Source organism: Nocardia jinanensis (genome assembly GCF_014645735.1).
GTDB lineage: Bacteria > Actinomycetota > Actinomycetes > Mycobacteriales > Mycobacteriaceae > Nocardia > Nocardia jinanensis.
This window is the reverse complement of the sequence record NZ_BMMH01000008.1, coordinates 102,619-117,332: the sequence shown is the minus strand read 5'-3', so window position 1 is coordinate 117,332 and position 14,714 is coordinate 102,619. Positions and strand designations below refer to the sequence as shown.

Sequence of the window (14,714 nt, the reverse complement as noted above, 5' to 3'; positions counted from 1 at the left end):
CGCGTCACCCTCGCGACGCCGGACCGTCCGTTCGCTGTCCACCCGGTCGACCAGATCCTGAACCGTCAGCGGCCCGGGATTGGCGGGCGGCTCCGGCTGTCGCGGCCGACGGGACTCTCTCGCGCCGTCCATTTCGGGGGACTCTCCCGTGGGATATCGCTCCCACGGTGCGCGACCTCCGGGCCGTGGTGATCGCCCGTGCCGATCGTCACCCACTAATGAACCTCGCTTTTCCGCAACTCACTGCCGACACAGCCGTGCTCGAAAGGCTGCGCGGGATTCCGCAATGATAACGATTTCGCCACTGAGAGCCACTCGGACATTACGAGAGGGCAGCAAAAGCGGTAAATGCTGGAAAGTTGCCCGCAGTTATGTTTGCACGTGCATACGACGATTTACCGGCGTGGCTTCCCGGCGTGTCGAATTTATCGACCGCCGCTGAGTGCAGTCAGCCGCCACTGTGCATCACATCGGCCGCCGCTGGAACGGTGCCGTCCTCGGGGTCGTCCAGCCAGCCGTGTGGGAGAGCGACCTTGCCCGGTGAACCCTGCCGGCCGCGCGGACCCTCGGCGTCCTGCGGGAACGCGACGGTGGGATCGAGCTGGTCGATGAGTGTGCCGAGTTCTACCAGCGAGGACACTGTCGCGAAACTACGCCGCAAGTCCGCGCCCAGCGGGAACCCCATGAAATACCAGGCCATATGTTTGCGCAGGTCGCGCATGCCCTTCTCTTCACCGTGGTGTTCGGCGAGCAGTCCGGCATGGCGTGCCAGGATCGCGCCGACCTCACCGAGGGTGGGCGGTACCGGCGCGGGCTCGCCCTGCAGCGCAGCGCTCAGTTCGCCGAACAGCCAGGGCCGGCCCAGGCAACCGCGCCCTACCACGACCCCGTCGCATCCGGTCTGCGCCATCATCGCGACGGCGTCGGCGGCACTGAAGATATCGCCGTTGCCGAGCACCGGAATGGTGGTGACCGCTTCTTTCAGGCGCGCGATGGCCGACCAGTCGGCCGTTCCGGAGTAGCGCTGCGCCGCGGTCCGCGCGTGCAGGGCGACCGCGGCCGCGCCCTCGCTCTCGGCGATGCGGCCGGTATCGAGATGGGTCTGATGGTCGTCGTCGATGCCGATACGGAACTTCATGGTCACCGGGACACCCGCGGGTTCGGCAGCCCGGACCATCTCCCGGACGATCCGGGCGAACAGGTTCCGTTTGTAGGGGAGTGCGGCCCCGCCGCCGAGCCGGGTGACCTTGGGCACCGGGCAGCCGAGGTTCATATCGATATGGTCGGCCCAGCCTTCGCCGACGATGATCCGCACAGCCTCACCCAGAGTGGCCGGATCCACACCGTAGAGCTGCATCGACCGCGGGGATTCGCCCTCGTCGAACGACATCATGTGCAGCGTTTTCTCGTTGCGTTCCACCACCGCGCGGGCAGTGATCATCTCGCATACATAGATCGCGGTCGGGCTACCGAACTCCCGGCAGAGTTTGCGGAAGGCGAGATTGGTGATTCCGGCCATCGGGGCGAGGACGACCGGCGGATCGACCGGGTAGGGGCCGATCCGTAAACCTGTCTCCTGCTCCAGCTGTGTTTGCACAGTGTTCTATTTTCCCTCGAGCGCCCCGGCTCGGTCACTGTCGGGTGCCTCACCGCCACAGATCCCGCCCTGCCGCGACCCTCCTGCCTGCGATACCGGTCGTCGGGGCGGAGCTGCGCGGCCCACGGGGTAGTGCCGGATCGGTCCGGACCGGGCGCTAGCCTCGTGAACGCCGGAACCGCCGGACGCCCGATTTCCGCTGGATACACCGCCGGGCATCGCCCCGGATCGGGAGCAATCGAAAGAGGACGACATCACCATGGCCGAGAACACCGACGACGCCGTCCGCGAGCCGGAGAAGTCTGCTGCCGAAGCCGGCGGCCCGGTCGCCGGCCCCGCGCAAACGGCGCCGGCCCCATCCCGCCCGGGCACCGTCTCGATCCGGGTGTCCAGCCTCGTCCGGGGCGCGGTCGTGGCGGTGCTCGCGGTGGCGGCGATCGTATTCGCCGTACTGTATTTCACGGCGCGCGGTGAGCTGACCGATCGTGACGAGCGCGCGGCCGCGGACAATCGAGCCGAACAACTGGCCACCGACTACGCCGTCGGTGCGGCCACGGTGAACTTCAAGGATCTCGACGTCTGGATCGCGGCGCTGAAGGAGAACACCAGCCCGCAACTGTCCGGCAAGTTCGACGGCACCGCGCCGAAACTGGAGCAGATCCTGGTGCCGCTGCAGTGGACTTCTACGGCGACCCCCATCACGGCGAAGGTCATGTCCGAACAGGACGGGGTCTACAAGGTGAACGTTTTCGTGAACGTGACTTCGACCAACGCCCAGAATCCGGATGGGGCGCAGACCACGGTCACCTACACGGTGACGCTCGACGAGAACTCCGGCTGGCAGATCACGGATGTGGGTGGTGTGGACGGCGCCCTGCCGATGAAGTGAGCTGTATCTATTTGCCCCGCCTTCGGCGGGGCGGGCGGGGCCCTGTTAACCCCGGTTCTTCACTCCTTCGCTCAGTCGCTGCGCTCCTTCGCTTCGTCGCTCCAGAACCGGGGCGGGCCCCGCCTACTGAGGTGGACCATCCGGAGTAGACGGAAGGTGAGTACTGCGGTGCGTCTCGGCCGGGCTGGGTGGGTCATGGCACTGTCAGTGTCCGGTGGTTGCCGATCCAGGGATGGTCGGCTGCACGCGAGGTTGCTGCGCTCGGTCGCTCTGTCGCGTCGGAATCGGGACCAGACCGGCCTACGAATACCCATCCGGACAGGACGAGACCGCCGGTGATGCCGGCGGTCTCATCGTGTTCTCAACAGTCGGGAAGGCTCAGCCGTTGACCGTGGCGAATGCCTTCTCGCGTTTGGCGGCTTCGCGGGCGAGCATCCGGTCGCGCTGCTCCTCGAACTTCACGACGTCCTTGGACAGTTTCTCCAGGAAATTGCCGAGGCGTTCCCGGGTGGCCTCGCCGCGCGGGGTGAAGTCGTTACGGCCGAACACATCCCACTTCTTCAGGACCGGCTGAACGACCTCTTCGAGATGCTGACGTAGATCGTAGATGCCGTGTTTGGCCATCAGCACACCGTTGCGCCGGAAATTCGGCATACCGGCGCCGGGCATCTGGAAATTCTCCACAATGAGGGTGATGGCATCCAGCGCCTGGTCCGGGCAGAGGTCCAGGGCCGCTCCGCACATATTGCGATAGAAGATCATGTGCAGGTTCTCGTCGGCCGCGATGCGCTGCAGCATCCGGTCGGCGATGGCGTCGTCGCACACCTTGCCGGTATTACGGTGCGAGACCCGGGTGGCAAGTTCCTGGAACGTCACATAGGCGACCGAATGCAGAAAGCCGGCGTCGGCTTCGGTGGGCGAGGCGAAACCATTGGTCATATGAATCATGCGTGCCTGCTCCAGCGCGACGGGATCTACGCCGCGGGTCACCACGAGGTAATCACGGATCGCGATGCCGTGGCGGTTCTCCTCGGCGGTCCAGCGACCGACCCAGGTTCCCCAGGCACCGTCCTGAGAGAAGTTCTCGGCGATTTCGCGATGGTAGGAGGGCAGATTGTCCTCCGTCAGCAGGTTGGTGACCATAGCCGCCTTGGCGACCTCGTTGAGCTTGGATTGGTCGGGGTCCCAGTCCTGTCCGCCGAGTGCGGCGAAGTTGCGACCTTCGTCCCACGGGACGTAGTCGTGCGGATGCCACTCTTTTGCCATGGAGAGGTGCCGGTCGACGTTTTGCTCGGCAACCGTCTCCAACTCCGTGAGCAGCTCGAGTTGAGTCAGATCCCTTGCCATGTAATCAAGCCCTTCATATGTTGCGTTCGTGCGGGTCACCTGATGTAAACCGTTGCCGATGCGGCCCTACCTTACGGCACCGTAGGTGTGATGCGAAACGCATCAGACCGAGAAAGGCGCACGTTGGCGCAGGTGTCCCAGGCACGGGCGGTCACACCCGAGTGTATGGCCGGATCCGCTGTCATGGGCCTATCGCAGGGTGTCCCGATAGCGTTAGCGGCCGTGGGAAATGGCACATCGGTCGTGGGTGGAGTGCACCCGGCCGGGGGTTTCCGCGCTGATCAACCCGCTCTGTCGGCCTCCCATGGGTGGGAAGGTCGATCCAGGGCGTTCTCGGTCGAGATCGCACGGGTCGGTCCGGTTCACAGTGTGGCCGGGTCGAGGCTGGTCGAACTCACATGAGGAAAGGAACGGCCGGGAGCCGTCGACCGGAGATGGGCGCCCGGTCGGTGACCGGGCGGCCCGAAGTGCCCCCACCAGGGCTCGAACCTGGGACCTGCGGATTAAAAGTCCGTAGCTCTACCAACTGAGCTATAGGGGCGCGGGCGCAAGTGTAATGGGAGAGTCCGGATTTCTCGTAATCGGGTGGCTATGCTGGTGCTTTCCGTCACCCGGCGGGGCTCTCCGTCCGCTTCCGGGTCGGGGCTCGCCGGTGCGGCCGTGTGGGTAGGGGGAGGTCGGCCCGTCGGGGCGGCTCCCACGGGCCGGAAACCATACCCATGGGTCCTGTATCACGGTACCTGTGGCATTGTTGATACAACGGGTAGCACGATACGATCCAAATATGTTGGATACCAATGCCTTTGGATCGGTAAAGGCAGATTTCTCGCAGCTGTGGGGTCCGGGAGCTCGTCTCCGGGGGTGTTGCGGGCCCCTCGGCACGCATGAGCGAGACGGTATGCACCGAGAGGTCGGAGTGGCCGGCTGAGTACTGGTCCAGGGCCCGGCCGGGCGATGGAAGATCCTGCGTTACCGGAGGATTCGCTCGGCCATTCGGTTTCCGCCGATCGTGTCGCGTTCACGAAATCCGCGTGCCGAAATGGTAGCCCGCTGCATCGGTTTACCGCATGCCGGTACGAGATTCCGAGTACCGTTACGAATCAGCGAATTCGGAGTGTCACTCGGTTCGACGCTGCGGGAGGCGGATGGGGGACCAGGAACAGCGCGACGGAATGCCCGGATGCGCACCCCCTGCGGCGCACCCGGGCTATCGAATTATACCAGCCGGTGTGTTTCCACGACGGGCTGGGTTTCGTACCAAAGGTTCGGTACAGGTCAATAAACCGACCGAAGGTCGGCATTCAACAGGATAAGTTCGCGACGCCGGCCCGCTTGTCAAAGGCGGATGAACGGTCGCGAGCATTCCGCGGGTGGAAACCCCGGGGATTGCACAAAGCTTCGGAGGCGTTTCGAGCATGGCACGGCAGCAAGAGCGGGCCCGTCGGACACGGGCGGCAATTATCCGGTCCGCCGCCGTTGAGTTCGGGAAGAGCGGCTATGCCGCGGCTTCGCTCAACCGTATTTTGGAGGGATCGCGGGCGACCAAGGGTGCCATGTACTTCCATTTCGATTCGAAGGAAGATCTGGCACGGGCCGTACTCGATTCGGCGATCGAGCGGTACCGCATCACAATCGATCGCTGGCTCGTTCGTACGGACCTCGGGTCGCTCGACATTCTGCACGGTGTCTTGGACGAGCTGGCGCTGCGGCTCGAACACGACATCATCGTGCAGGCCGAATTCCGGCTCGTCATCGATCCCGGCTTCCATCGGCAGGGCCACGGTGGCTGCCCGATGCTCTCCGTGGCCATCCGTGACCTGACAGTCGGGGCGATCGAGCGGGGGCAGTTGCGTCCGGATACCGACCCCGGCCGTTTCACCCGTACGCTCACCGGCGCGCTGATCGGTCAGCGCTATATGGTCGAAGCCCACGGCGGTGAGCCCGATCTGCGGACCCGGTTCCGGGAGTCGCTGGAGGTGCTGGTGCAGGCCACCTGTACCCCGGCGTGGAACGAGGAGTTCGGCCGGTCGGGATGGCGGGCGAGCGCACGGCTCGAAGAGCTGGGTTCGCCCGCTTGACCAGCAGATTTGGGAATTGTGTTCACCCTGTCATAAGCTATGCGAGCTCCCAACGGACAGCCGTTGAAAGCCGGTCCGGAGAAATCCGGGACGAGCCCCCTTCGTCTAGCGGCCTAGGACGCCGCCCTTTCAAGGCGGTAGCGCGGGTTCGAATCCCGTAGGGGGTACCACTTACGTGAGTAGGTGGCACACAGCAAGGCCCTGTGGCGCAGTTGGTTAGCGCGCCGCCCTGTCACGGCGGAGGTCGCGGGTTCGAGTCCCGTCAGGGTCGCCAATGGATGCCGGAGCAATCCGGCTTCCATCGGATGGCATTCGTTCCGGGTGCCTGCGGCCAGGTAGCTCAGTTGGTACGAGCGTTCGCCTGAAAAGCGAAAGGTCGCCGGTTCGATCCCGGCCCTGGCCACAATCATCAACCCCCTGATCGTCACGGTCGGGGGGTTTCTGCTGTTTCGGACGCCGGTCCGGTGGAATGCTGAGAGTATGGCCGAACGGTGGTACTACTGCTTGAAGCATCAGCGCGCCGAGCGTGGGCGTCAGTGCTGGTTCCGGGACCGTATGGGCCCCTACCCGGATCAGGCCACGGCCGAACGAGCGATCGAGATCGCGCACCAGCGCAACGCCACGCAGGACGCGGCGGACCGGACGTGGCGCGAGGGCGACTGAACCCCCGCCGGAGTCTACCGACGCCCGCGCTCAGCGAGGCTATGACCGGTGCGCTGCATGCCCGGGCGGGCGGTTGGGCTACCGTTCACGGGTAATTCGTAGCGACGCCCGCGGCCTGATGTACCGGCTGCCGGGCGAGACCAGGTGAGCAGGGAGGGCGACCCTTGAGGGTTACCGTTGTTGTGCCGACCTACAACGAGCGGGACAATCTGCCGGTTGCGGTGGAGAGGCTGACCGCGCTACCCGTGCCGGACCTGCACGTACTGGTAGTCGACGATAACTCCCCGGATGGCACCGGTGAGGCCGCGGAGAAGCTGGCCGCCGAGTTTCCGGACGCGGTCTCGGTGCTGCACCGCACCGAGAAGGACGGGCTGGGCCGGGCCTACATCGCCGGGATCACTCGCGCGCTCGAGGAGGGCGCGGATGTGGTGATCCAGATGGACGCCGACCTGTCCCATCCCGCCGAGGTGATCCCAGCCATGCTGGAGGAGCTGAAGCGGCCGGGTACGGGAGTGGTGCTCGGGTCCCGCTATGTGCCCGGTGGTTCGACCGCGGCGGAATGGAAGTGGTACCGCAAGGCGCTGTCCGCGTGGGCCAACTTCTATGTCAACGCCATCCTGCGGCTCGGGATCAAGGACGCCACCGCCGGTTTCAAGGCCTGGCAGGCCGATACGCTGCGCGCCATCGATATCGGCTCCATCCGCAGCAACGGCTATTCGTTCCAAGTCGAGATGAACTACCGGGCCAAGAAACAGGGCGTCGAGATCGCCGAGGTCCCCATTCGCTTCGAGGAGCGGACTCTCGGAGACTCCAAGATGAGTTTCAAGGTGCAGCTGGAATCGGCGCTCATGCCGTGGAAGCTGCTGCTGGGCCGCGCGCTCTGACACTGGTCGTGCCGGCCGATCGCGGCGGTTACCGCGGCCAGTCGCGCAGGGTGTCCAGATAGCGTTGCCGGACCTCGGCGACCTTCTCGTCCAGCTCGCCCGCGCCGATTTCGATCGGCGGCAGGATCGCCACATCGACCACGCCCGGTCGCGCGATCATCGAATCCCGTCTGCCGATATCGGCGGCATTGCGGATCACCACGGGGATCACCGGCACGCCCGCCTGCTCGGCCATATGGAAGGCGCCTTTCTTGAATCTTCCCGGCTGCGCTGTGTAGGAGCGGGTGCCCTCCGGGGCGATCGCGACGGAGAGCCCGCCGCGCAGGGTGTCCACCACGGGGGCCAGGGAGGCTTTGGCGAGGTCGGTGTTCGAACGGTCGATGAAGGTGACGCCGACGAACCTCATCAGCGGCCCGAAGATCGGATGCCGGATGAGTTCCTTCTTACCGATTCCGGTGACGTTGCCGCCGAGTACGGCGGGAACGATGAGCACGTCGAACTGGCTCTGATGGTTGAACAGGAACACCGCCGGGCGCGGCCCCCGGGCGTTCTCCGTACCCGTGACCCGGAGCCGGATCCCACAGAGCCACAGCGGCCAGGCCGTGCCGTACTTCATGAGGGCATCGGCCATGGCCCGGCGGTCGCGGGTGTAGGACTTGCGCAACACTCCGTACAGCGCCCCGCCGAGCAGCGCCAGAAGCCCCAGGAGCGTCCGGAGATAGTCGGCCGGGCGCGGTGCGGTCCGCGGGGCGACGGCGGGTGCGGCCCAGCCGTACTCGGCGGCGGTCGCCGCGAGGACAGGGTCGGGTGCGATCGGCACCTGTGTCCCGGCACGGGACAACAGCGGAAGGTCGCCCGCGCTACCGCTGTAGACGTAGGAGAGCGCGAGGTCGATCCCGTGGGTCGCCGCGAATTCCGAGACCGCCTCGGCCTTCTCGGGGCCGTAGAACACCTCGCCCTCGATCAGACCGGTCAGCTCGTCGGCGGCCACCGCCGGCCGGGTGCCGAGCACATAGGGGATACCCAGGGCGGCAGCCGCGGGGCGTAACTGGAATTCGCCCGAATCCCCGGTCAGCACCACTGTGTGCCCGGCGGCGATATGTTCCTGGACCAGTCGCAGCAACTCGGGGCGCAGCCGGTCGTACCAGCCACGTTCGAACAGGCGCTCGCCGACCGCGGTCAGGTCTTCCGGGGTCCGGCCGGCAGCGTTGCGCACGGCGCGCTCGAGGATATCGGCCGCCGAACTCTCACCGCTGTGGCGCAACTGGTCAAACAGGGTGCCGGTCAGGTCGCGATCGGGGCCGCGCCACCGTGCTGCCGGCGCCGATTTCAGCTCCGCGAGGGCCGTCAGGTCGAATACCGCTCCGATCTCGCCGCCGTGGGGCCCGGAGCGGATGGCCGCGACCAGCGTGTCGATCGTCGTTGCCGAGGCGGCCGGGGCAGGGCCGCCGCCGGTTCCGGTTTCCGGTGCGCTCATCGGATCCGTCCCGCCGGGAGATTGGAGGGGTCCAGGGCGGCGGCGCGTGAGATACGGATACCGATCGTGCGCAGCCGTTCGGCGAACTCGCGGCGGCGCTCGGCGAGTCCGGTCACCGATTCCGCCGATTCCGGGTCGGCGGGTTCGAGCAGCCCCTGGTTGGCGGCGAGTTTCAGGGCGCTGGCGAACAGTTCGGTGGATACCGACTCCGTACTGTGCAGCCGCTGCTGTAGCAGCATCTGCCGGCCGACCGAGACGCATTCGTCGATGAACTCCTTGCGGTCGATCTGCGCGGTCGATTCCCGGGCGGCCAGCCGTTCGGCCACCACCAGCTGTGCGTCGAAGAACGAGCGCAGCACCCGGTGGGCCATCATGAAACCCGTACCGGTGAGCGCGCCCAGGATCTCGCTGCCGAGGGTGTCCCGGGAGCGGGACCGCCAGCCGGGGTCCACCAGCAGCATCTCCGCGGTGATCCGCTCGGCGAATTCGGCCCGGTCCGGGAAGAAGAACTCGAATTTCAGCAGATCCCGCAATCGGTAGGCCTCTTCCCAGCCGAAGTCCAGGGCGTCGGCGTCCGGTCCGACGGCGCCGCCGGCCGGATCCTCGGGCGCGGCTTCCACCGCGGCCAGGATCGCCAGCTCCACAATGGCGCGGTCGACGAACCAGTGCACCGCGCTGTTGCGGTAGAACGCGGCTTCCAGGTGGGCACCCGCCTCGATCGAGTACACCGGTTCCACCCCGCTGCGATAGACCGTGACCACATTCGCGAGCGATAACTGCTCCAGGACCACGGCCAGGCTCTGCTCGTCCCGCAGTTTCGCGATCTCGCCGCGTGGCAGATCGCGTTGTTCGATGTAGTCCAGTACGGGTGCGAGGACCTCACAGACCTCGGCTCGGGTCAGCGCCCGCTGGTGTACGCCCAGCAGGGCCAGGGCGACCAGGGCGTTGACCGTGATCGGGGTGACCGAGTTGATGCCCACCGCCACGTCGAACGCGAGCCGCTGTACCGCCAGGCGTTCGCTTTCCCCGACCGAGTCGTGCGGGTCGACCGGTTGTGCGACGTTGCGATCGGCCGGGTCGGTCCGGTGCAGGGGGATGATGACCGGTCGCGAAACGAGCGGATCGCCGTGCGCGGCGAGACGTTCCCGCGTCGAGAGCGGATCGCCGAACCGGACGTAGACGTGTCCGGCCGAATGCTGCTGGTTGCGGACGTAGCGGGCCAGCCAGGCCAGACCCTCGGATTTCTTGCGGCCGCCCATTTGTTCGTCGGCGATGGCGCCGAGTTCGTTGAGTCGTTCGTAGGTGATCGACACGGGTACCAGGAGCGCGTCGCTGATCCGTTCCTGCCGGACCGCCGCGGCCAGGTAGTTGAGCAGTCCGTAGCGGGGTGGGCGGAGTTTGCCGGTGCGGGTGCGGCCGCCCTCGAAGTACCACTCCAAGTTGAACCGCCGCGCCATCAGATAGCCGAAGTACTCCTCGACCACCGCCTGGTACACCGTATCCCCGCCGAAACTGCGCCGGATGAAGATCGTTCCGGTGCGCCGGGCGATCGGACCCATCGGCCAGAACCGCAGATTCGCGCCACCGACCACATGGTTGGGCGGGAAATCGTTGCGGGCCAGCACATCGCCCAGTACGAACGCGTCCACATAGGACCGATGCGAGGGCAGGAAGACCAGCGGATAGCGCCGGTTGAGCGCACGTAGCGCGGCCAGCCCGGATTCGTCGCAATCGACCTTCCAGGTCGACGCGTGGACCGGCCGCATCGCCTGGGTGAAAAGATCCGAGACCGTGCGGCTCTGCGCGGCGACGAGTTCGTTGAGTGCTTTTTCGGCGCGCCGGTGCACGTCCTGTGGATCGGACCCGGACTCGTCGGCGATCACCTCGAGCCGCCGCAGGAACTCCGGCGAGTCCAAAATCTCCTCGGCGACCAGACGGGGCACCTTGTACCGGTCGCCGATCACGCCGCGTTCGGCGCGTTCGAGGGCGACCACCGCGGCCCGCACCACCGCGCGGGCGAATGGTTCGGCGGTGCCGGTTCGGTGCAGGGCCGCCGCCTCGGGATTGTTGGCTCGCAGTTCGCCGAGCCGGGCCGGGCTGCCGGTGAGCACCAGGTGCCGGTCCGGGGAATGCTCGACCAGGCGCCGCTGGGCGAGCCGGTTCGGGCGGCGGGGATTGGTGAGCAGCGCGAGGTCACCGAAGGTCACCCGCCGGACGCCGTCGCGTTCGGGCGGGAGCCACAGCACCCGGACCGGGACCACCAGTGGATCGTCCGCGCGGCCGGTGAGCCGGTCGGCGATGGCACCGGCGTCCAGGTCGAGCTGGGTCACCGGGGCATCCACCCCCAACTCGGCCGCGAGCCCGCCCTCGGCGATCCACCGCCCGATCAGTTCGCGTTCGGTCGCCGAGGTCGAATCCACCAGCGCGACCACCGATTCAAGGGGCAGCTCGGAGGTGGCCGGGGCTCCACCGCGGTGCTCGATCATGGTGTGGATCCTCTGCTCGGATGGGGCGACAGGCCCCGCGTCTGGGCGAACTCCGCGCGACTCCTACGGCAGAGCCCGATCGTTGTCGGCGGTTGAAACTACTCGTTGCCAACCACTATGGACGGCTCTCGCGCCATTGGGGTTGTTTGGCACGTTTCCGGTGTTTCCACACCACCCGATAAAGAGAGGTAATGCTAACCTTACTTTCTGGTTTGGCCGGTTAGCCTTGGAGGATCGTTGTCGACTACGGACGAACGTTTACGCGCCGAGTATGTGACCGACCCGGCGGCAGCGATGTCCCGCCTGGCCGCCGAGGACCACTTCGGCGACTACGTGGTCTACGAGCGCGGTGGTGAATGGGTCTTCGCCGCGGACCCGATCGGCACGGTCGAACTCGACGCCGACGAACTACGGATCACCTGGGCGGCCGAGACCACCGCCAGGCCCTGGGCCGGGAGCCCGGCCGGGGTGATGAACAGTGTCCTCGCCGCACTACCGATGACCGGGCGAAACGCATACGGCTGGATCGGATTCGAATTCTGCGCGTGGTCGCTGGGGGCCACTGGGTATCTGCGCCCCGGCACCCCACTGGTCCATCTCGTGATTCCACGTGTGGAGGTGCGCATCGATACCTCCGGCGCGGTATGGATCACCGGTGCCGGCCCCGAGGAGGCTGCCACTCTGGCCGACATTATCGCCCGTGCACAGGACAGCGCGCTGCCACAGCCCTATCCGGTGGATGTGCGGATCGACAACTCCGGGTACCGGGAGCGCGTCGCCGAGGTCGTCGAGGAGATCAATTCCGGGCGGTACCAGAAGGTCATCCTGTCGCGGAAGGTCGAACTGCCGTTCAGAGTGGATATCCCCGCCACCTATCGGCTCGGCCGGGCGCACAACACGCCCGCTCGATCGTTCCTGCTGAAGCTGGGCGGTCTGGAGGCGGCCGGGTTCAGCCCGGAGCTGGTGTTGTCGGTGGACGACGAACGAATGGTCAGTACCGAACCGCTCGCGGGCACCCGCGCTTTCGGCCTCGGCGCCGAGATGGACAGCGCGGCCCGGGCGGAACTGGTCACCGATCCGAAGGAGATCGTCGAACACGCCCTCTCCGTGCAGACCTGCTTCGCCGAGATGAATACGGTCGCCGAACCGGGCACCACCTCGGTATCGGATTTCATGGCGGTGCGCGAACGCGGCAGTGTGCAGCATCTCGCCTCGACGGTGCGGGGGCGCCTCGCGGCCGGACGCACGGCGTGGGACGCGCTGGACGCTATCTTCCCGTCGGTGACCGCCTCCGGTATTCCCAAGAGACCCGGAGTGGATTCGGTGTTCCGCCACGACCGTCCGCGTGGCCTGTACTCCGGCGCGGTGCTGATGGTCTCACCGACCGGCGCGCTGGAGGCCGCTTTGGTCCTGCGCGCCGTGTACCAGACCGGGGAGGGCGCGTGGTTGCGCGCGGGCGCCGGAGTCGTCGCGCAGTCCCGGCCCGATCGCGAATTCGAGGAGACCTGCGAAAAGCTGGGCAGCGTGGCGCCCTACGTGGTGAAGGCGTAGGGCGCCACGCTGCCCCGGGGGAGACGGTCGGGTCCGGCGACCCGATCTATCCCTGGGTGCGCAGGGCTTTCTTGTCGATCTTGCCCACAGCGGTCAGCGGCAGGGTGTCCGCTCGGCGCAATACATCCGGGAGTTTGTAGGTGGCCAGGCCGCGACCGGTGAGGAACTCCTTGATCTCGGCCAGGGTCGGTGTATCGCCGGTGACGACCAGTACCGCGCAGACCTTTTCGCCGAGAGCGGGGTCGGGCAGGCCGACAGCGGCCGCGTGCCGGACGGCCGGGTGAGCGAGCAGATGCTCCTCGAGTTCGTCGCAGGAGATGTTCTCCCCGCCCCGGTTGATCACATCCTTGATCCGTCCCGACACCACCAGGTGGCCGCTGGGCAGCTGCCGCACCAGATCGCCGCTGCGGTAATAACCTTCGGGGGTGAAGGCGCGCGCATTGTGCTCGGGCGCGCGATAGTAGCCGCGCAGGGTGTACGGGCCGCGGGTGAGCAGTTCGCCCTCCACGCCCGGCGCGATATCGGCGCCGTCCTCGTCGACCACTCTGATCTCGTCGGCCGGGCACAGCGGCCGGCCCTGGGTGGTGCAGATGATATCGGGGTCGTCGTCGAGCCTGGTGAAGTTCAGTAGTCCCTCGGCCATGCCGAACACCTGCTGCAGGGTCACGTTCAGCGCGGGCGCTACTTCGCGCGCGTTGACCTCGGCCAGTTTCGCGCCGCCGACCTGCAACAGCCGCAGGGAGGAGATATCGGCGTCCTCCCATTCGACGGCGGCCGACCACAGTTGTGCCAGCGGCGGCACCACCGCGGTGACGGTCACGCGAAAGCGTTCGATCACCGCGAAAGCGCTCTCCGGGCTGGGATCGGTGGTGAAGGCCACCGCGCCCCCGGTCGCCACGGTGCCGAGAATGCCCGGGCAGGCCAGCGGGAAATTATGCGCTGCGGGCAGCGTGGCCAGGTAGATGTCCCGGTCGCCGAGTTCGCATACGGCCGCGCTGGCGGTGGCGTTGTAGACGTAGTCGTCGTGGGTGCGGGCGATGAGTTTCGGGAGCCCGGTGGTACCGCCGGATACCAGCATGAGGGCGATATCGGCAGGATCGATCGTGGGCAGCGATCCGCTGTCGCGAGCGATGGACATCAGCTCGGTGAATTCGCCGGGCTCGCCCGAGACCAGGACATGGCGCAACGATCCGACGGCAGACAGGAGGCCGGCGGCCAGTTCCCGGTAGTCGAAATCGCCCTGGCGGTCCGCGACCAGGTACGCGACCGCACCGGAGAGGCCGGCCAGGTGCTCGATCTCGGCCCGGCGGTGCGCGGGCAAGGTGAGTACCGGAATGATGCCGGCGCGCAGCAACCCGAACAGCGTGATCGCGAACTCGGGAGTATTGAGCAGCTGCACGATCACCCGATCGCCCGGGGCGATACCGAGGGCCAGGAATCCGTAGGCCATCCGGTCTGCCTCGGTGTCCAGTTCGGCATAGGTCAGCGGCCGGTCGCCGAGCAGTGCCGGACGCTCCGGGCCGCGGCGGGCGGTATCGCGGAGCAGATCGTCCACGGTTCTGCCGGTCCAGTAGCCGGCGGCACGGTAGGTATCGGCCAGATCCGCGGGAAAGGGAACATAGCCGTCACGGTGGGTGCCGGCGGCGGTGGAAGTCACGATATGCCTCATAGGGAAACAGGGACTCGAAAGCGTGTGCGGCGCGTTTCCGGTCCGGTAATAGGTTAGGCAAACCTATCTCATT

Annotated in this window: 10 protein-coding genes and 4 tRNA genes; 8 read left to right on the top strand and 6 right to left on the bottom strand. The window is 66.7% G+C overall.

Going from position 1 to position 14,714, the window contains the following annotated elements; all coding sequences use genetic code 11:
• Positions 1 to 448 precede the first annotated feature (448 nt).
• Complete coding sequence (gene dusB / locus IEY68_RS19900; RefSeq protein ID WP_082681182.1) at positions 449 to 1,597, bottom strand: tRNA dihydrouridine synthase DusB; 1,149 nt, start codon at positions 1,595 to 1,597, stop codon at positions 449 to 451.
• 259 nt (positions 1,598 to 1,856) lie between these two features.
• Between dusB and IEY68_RS19895 the strand changes: the two genes are divergently transcribed.
• Complete coding sequence (locus IEY68_RS19895) at positions 1,857 to 2,486, top strand: hypothetical protein (protein WP_058853806.1); 630 nt, start codon at positions 1,857 to 1,859, stop codon at positions 2,484 to 2,486.
• Positions 2,487 to 2,864: 378 nt separating this feature from the next.
• On the opposite strand, the gene IEY68_RS19890 is transcribed toward IEY68_RS19895, so the two are convergent.
• A complete protein-coding gene (locus IEY68_RS19890) occupies positions 2,865 to 3,833 on the bottom strand; it encodes an acyl-ACP desaturase (protein ID WP_058853807.1) in 969 nt (322 codons plus the stop codon).
• Between the two features lie 468 nt (positions 3,834 to 4,301).
• Positions 4,302 to 4,374 (bottom strand) — tRNA-Lys (locus IEY68_RS19885).
• An 874-nt stretch (positions 4,375 to 5,248) separates the two neighbouring features.
• Here IEY68_RS19885 and IEY68_RS19880 point away from each other — a divergent pair.
• The 6 genes from IEY68_RS19880 (at position 5,249) to IEY68_RS19855 (ending at position 7,458) form a co-directional block, all read left to right on the top strand.
• Entirely contained in the window at positions 5,249 to 5,911 is a 663-nt protein-coding gene (locus IEY68_RS19880; protein ID WP_058853808.1) for a TetR family transcriptional regulator, read from the top strand.
• Between the two features lie 94 nt (positions 5,912 to 6,005).
• Positions 6,006 to 6,081, top strand: a tRNA-Glu gene (locus IEY68_RS19875).
• Positions 6,082 to 6,108: 27 nt separating this feature from the next.
• Positions 6,109 to 6,185 (top strand) — tRNA-Asp (locus IEY68_RS19870).
• Positions 6,186 to 6,240: 55 nt separating this feature from the next.
• A tRNA-Phe gene (locus IEY68_RS19865) sits at positions 6,241 to 6,314 on the top strand.
• A gap of 77 nt (positions 6,315 to 6,391) precedes the next feature.
• Positions 6,392 to 6,574 carry a hypothetical protein gene (locus tag IEY68_RS19860; protein WP_058853809.1) on the top strand — a complete coding sequence of 61 codons (183 nt, stop codon included), beginning with the start codon at positions 6,392 to 6,394 and terminating at the stop codon, positions 6,572 to 6,574.
• 164 nt (positions 6,575 to 6,738) lie between these two features.
• On the top strand, positions 6,739 to 7,458 hold the full coding sequence (locus IEY68_RS19855; protein ID WP_267886557.1) for a polyprenol monophosphomannose synthase: 720 nt from the start codon (positions 6,739 to 6,741) through the stop codon (positions 7,456 to 7,458).
• 28 nt (positions 7,459 to 7,486) lie between these two features.
• On the opposite strand, the gene IEY68_RS19850 is transcribed toward IEY68_RS19855, so the two are convergent.
• Entirely contained in the window at positions 7,487 to 8,935 is a 1,449-nt protein-coding gene (locus tag IEY68_RS19850) for a 1-acylglycerol-3-phosphate O-acyltransferase (RefSeq protein ID WP_063916297.1), read from the bottom strand.
• Entirely contained in the window at positions 8,932 to 11,421 is a 2,490-nt protein-coding gene (locus IEY68_RS19845; protein ID WP_058853811.1) for a glycerol-3-phosphate 1-O-acyltransferase, read from the bottom strand. Before IEY68_RS19845 ends, IEY68_RS19850 begins: the two co-directional genes overlap by 4 nt.
• A 237-nt stretch (positions 11,422 to 11,658) precedes the next feature.
• Between IEY68_RS19845 and IEY68_RS19840 the strand changes: the two genes are divergently transcribed.
• On the top strand, positions 11,659 to 12,972 hold the full coding sequence (locus IEY68_RS19840) for a salicylate synthase (protein ID WP_058853812.1): 1,314 nt from the start codon (positions 11,659 to 11,661) through the stop codon (positions 12,970 to 12,972).
• 46 nt (positions 12,973 to 13,018) lie between these two features.
• Here the strand turns inward: IEY68_RS19840 and IEY68_RS19835 are convergent, their stop codons facing one another.
• Positions 13,019 to 14,641, bottom strand: a complete 1,623-nt coding sequence (locus tag IEY68_RS19835; RefSeq protein WP_058853813.1) for a (2,3-dihydroxybenzoyl)adenylate synthase — start codon at positions 14,639 to 14,641, stop codon at positions 13,019 to 13,021.
• Positions 14,642 to 14,714: the final 73 nt, after the last annotated feature.

Excerpts from the sequence above, each read along its gene's own strand:
- IEY68_RS19895 (WP_058853806.1), top strand. The coding sequence starts at position 1,857 with ATGGCCGAGAACACCGACGACGCCGTCCGCGAGCCGGAGAAGTCTGCT.
- IEY68_RS19890 (WP_058853807.1), bottom strand. The coding sequence starts at position 3,833 with ATGGCAAGGGATCTGACTCAACTCGAGCTGCTCACGGAGTTGGAGACG.
- IEY68_RS19880 (WP_058853808.1), top strand. The coding sequence starts at position 5,249 with ATGGCACGGCAGCAAGAGCGGGCCCGTCGGACACGGGCGGCAATTATC.
- IEY68_RS19860 (WP_058853809.1), top strand. The coding sequence starts at position 6,392 with ATGGCCGAACGGTGGTACTACTGCTTGAAGCATCAGCGCGCCGAGCGT.
- IEY68_RS19850 (WP_063916297.1), bottom strand. The coding sequence starts at position 8,935 with ATGAGCGCACCGGAAACCGGAACCGGCGGCGGCCCTGCCCCGGCCGCC.
- IEY68_RS19845 (WP_058853811.1), bottom strand. The coding sequence starts at position 11,421 with ATGATCGAGCACCGCGGTGGAGCCCCGGCCACCTCCGAGCTGCCCCTT.
- IEY68_RS19835 (WP_058853813.1), bottom strand. The coding sequence starts at position 14,641 with ATGAGGCATATCGTGACTTCCACCGCCGCCGGCACCCACCGTGACGGC.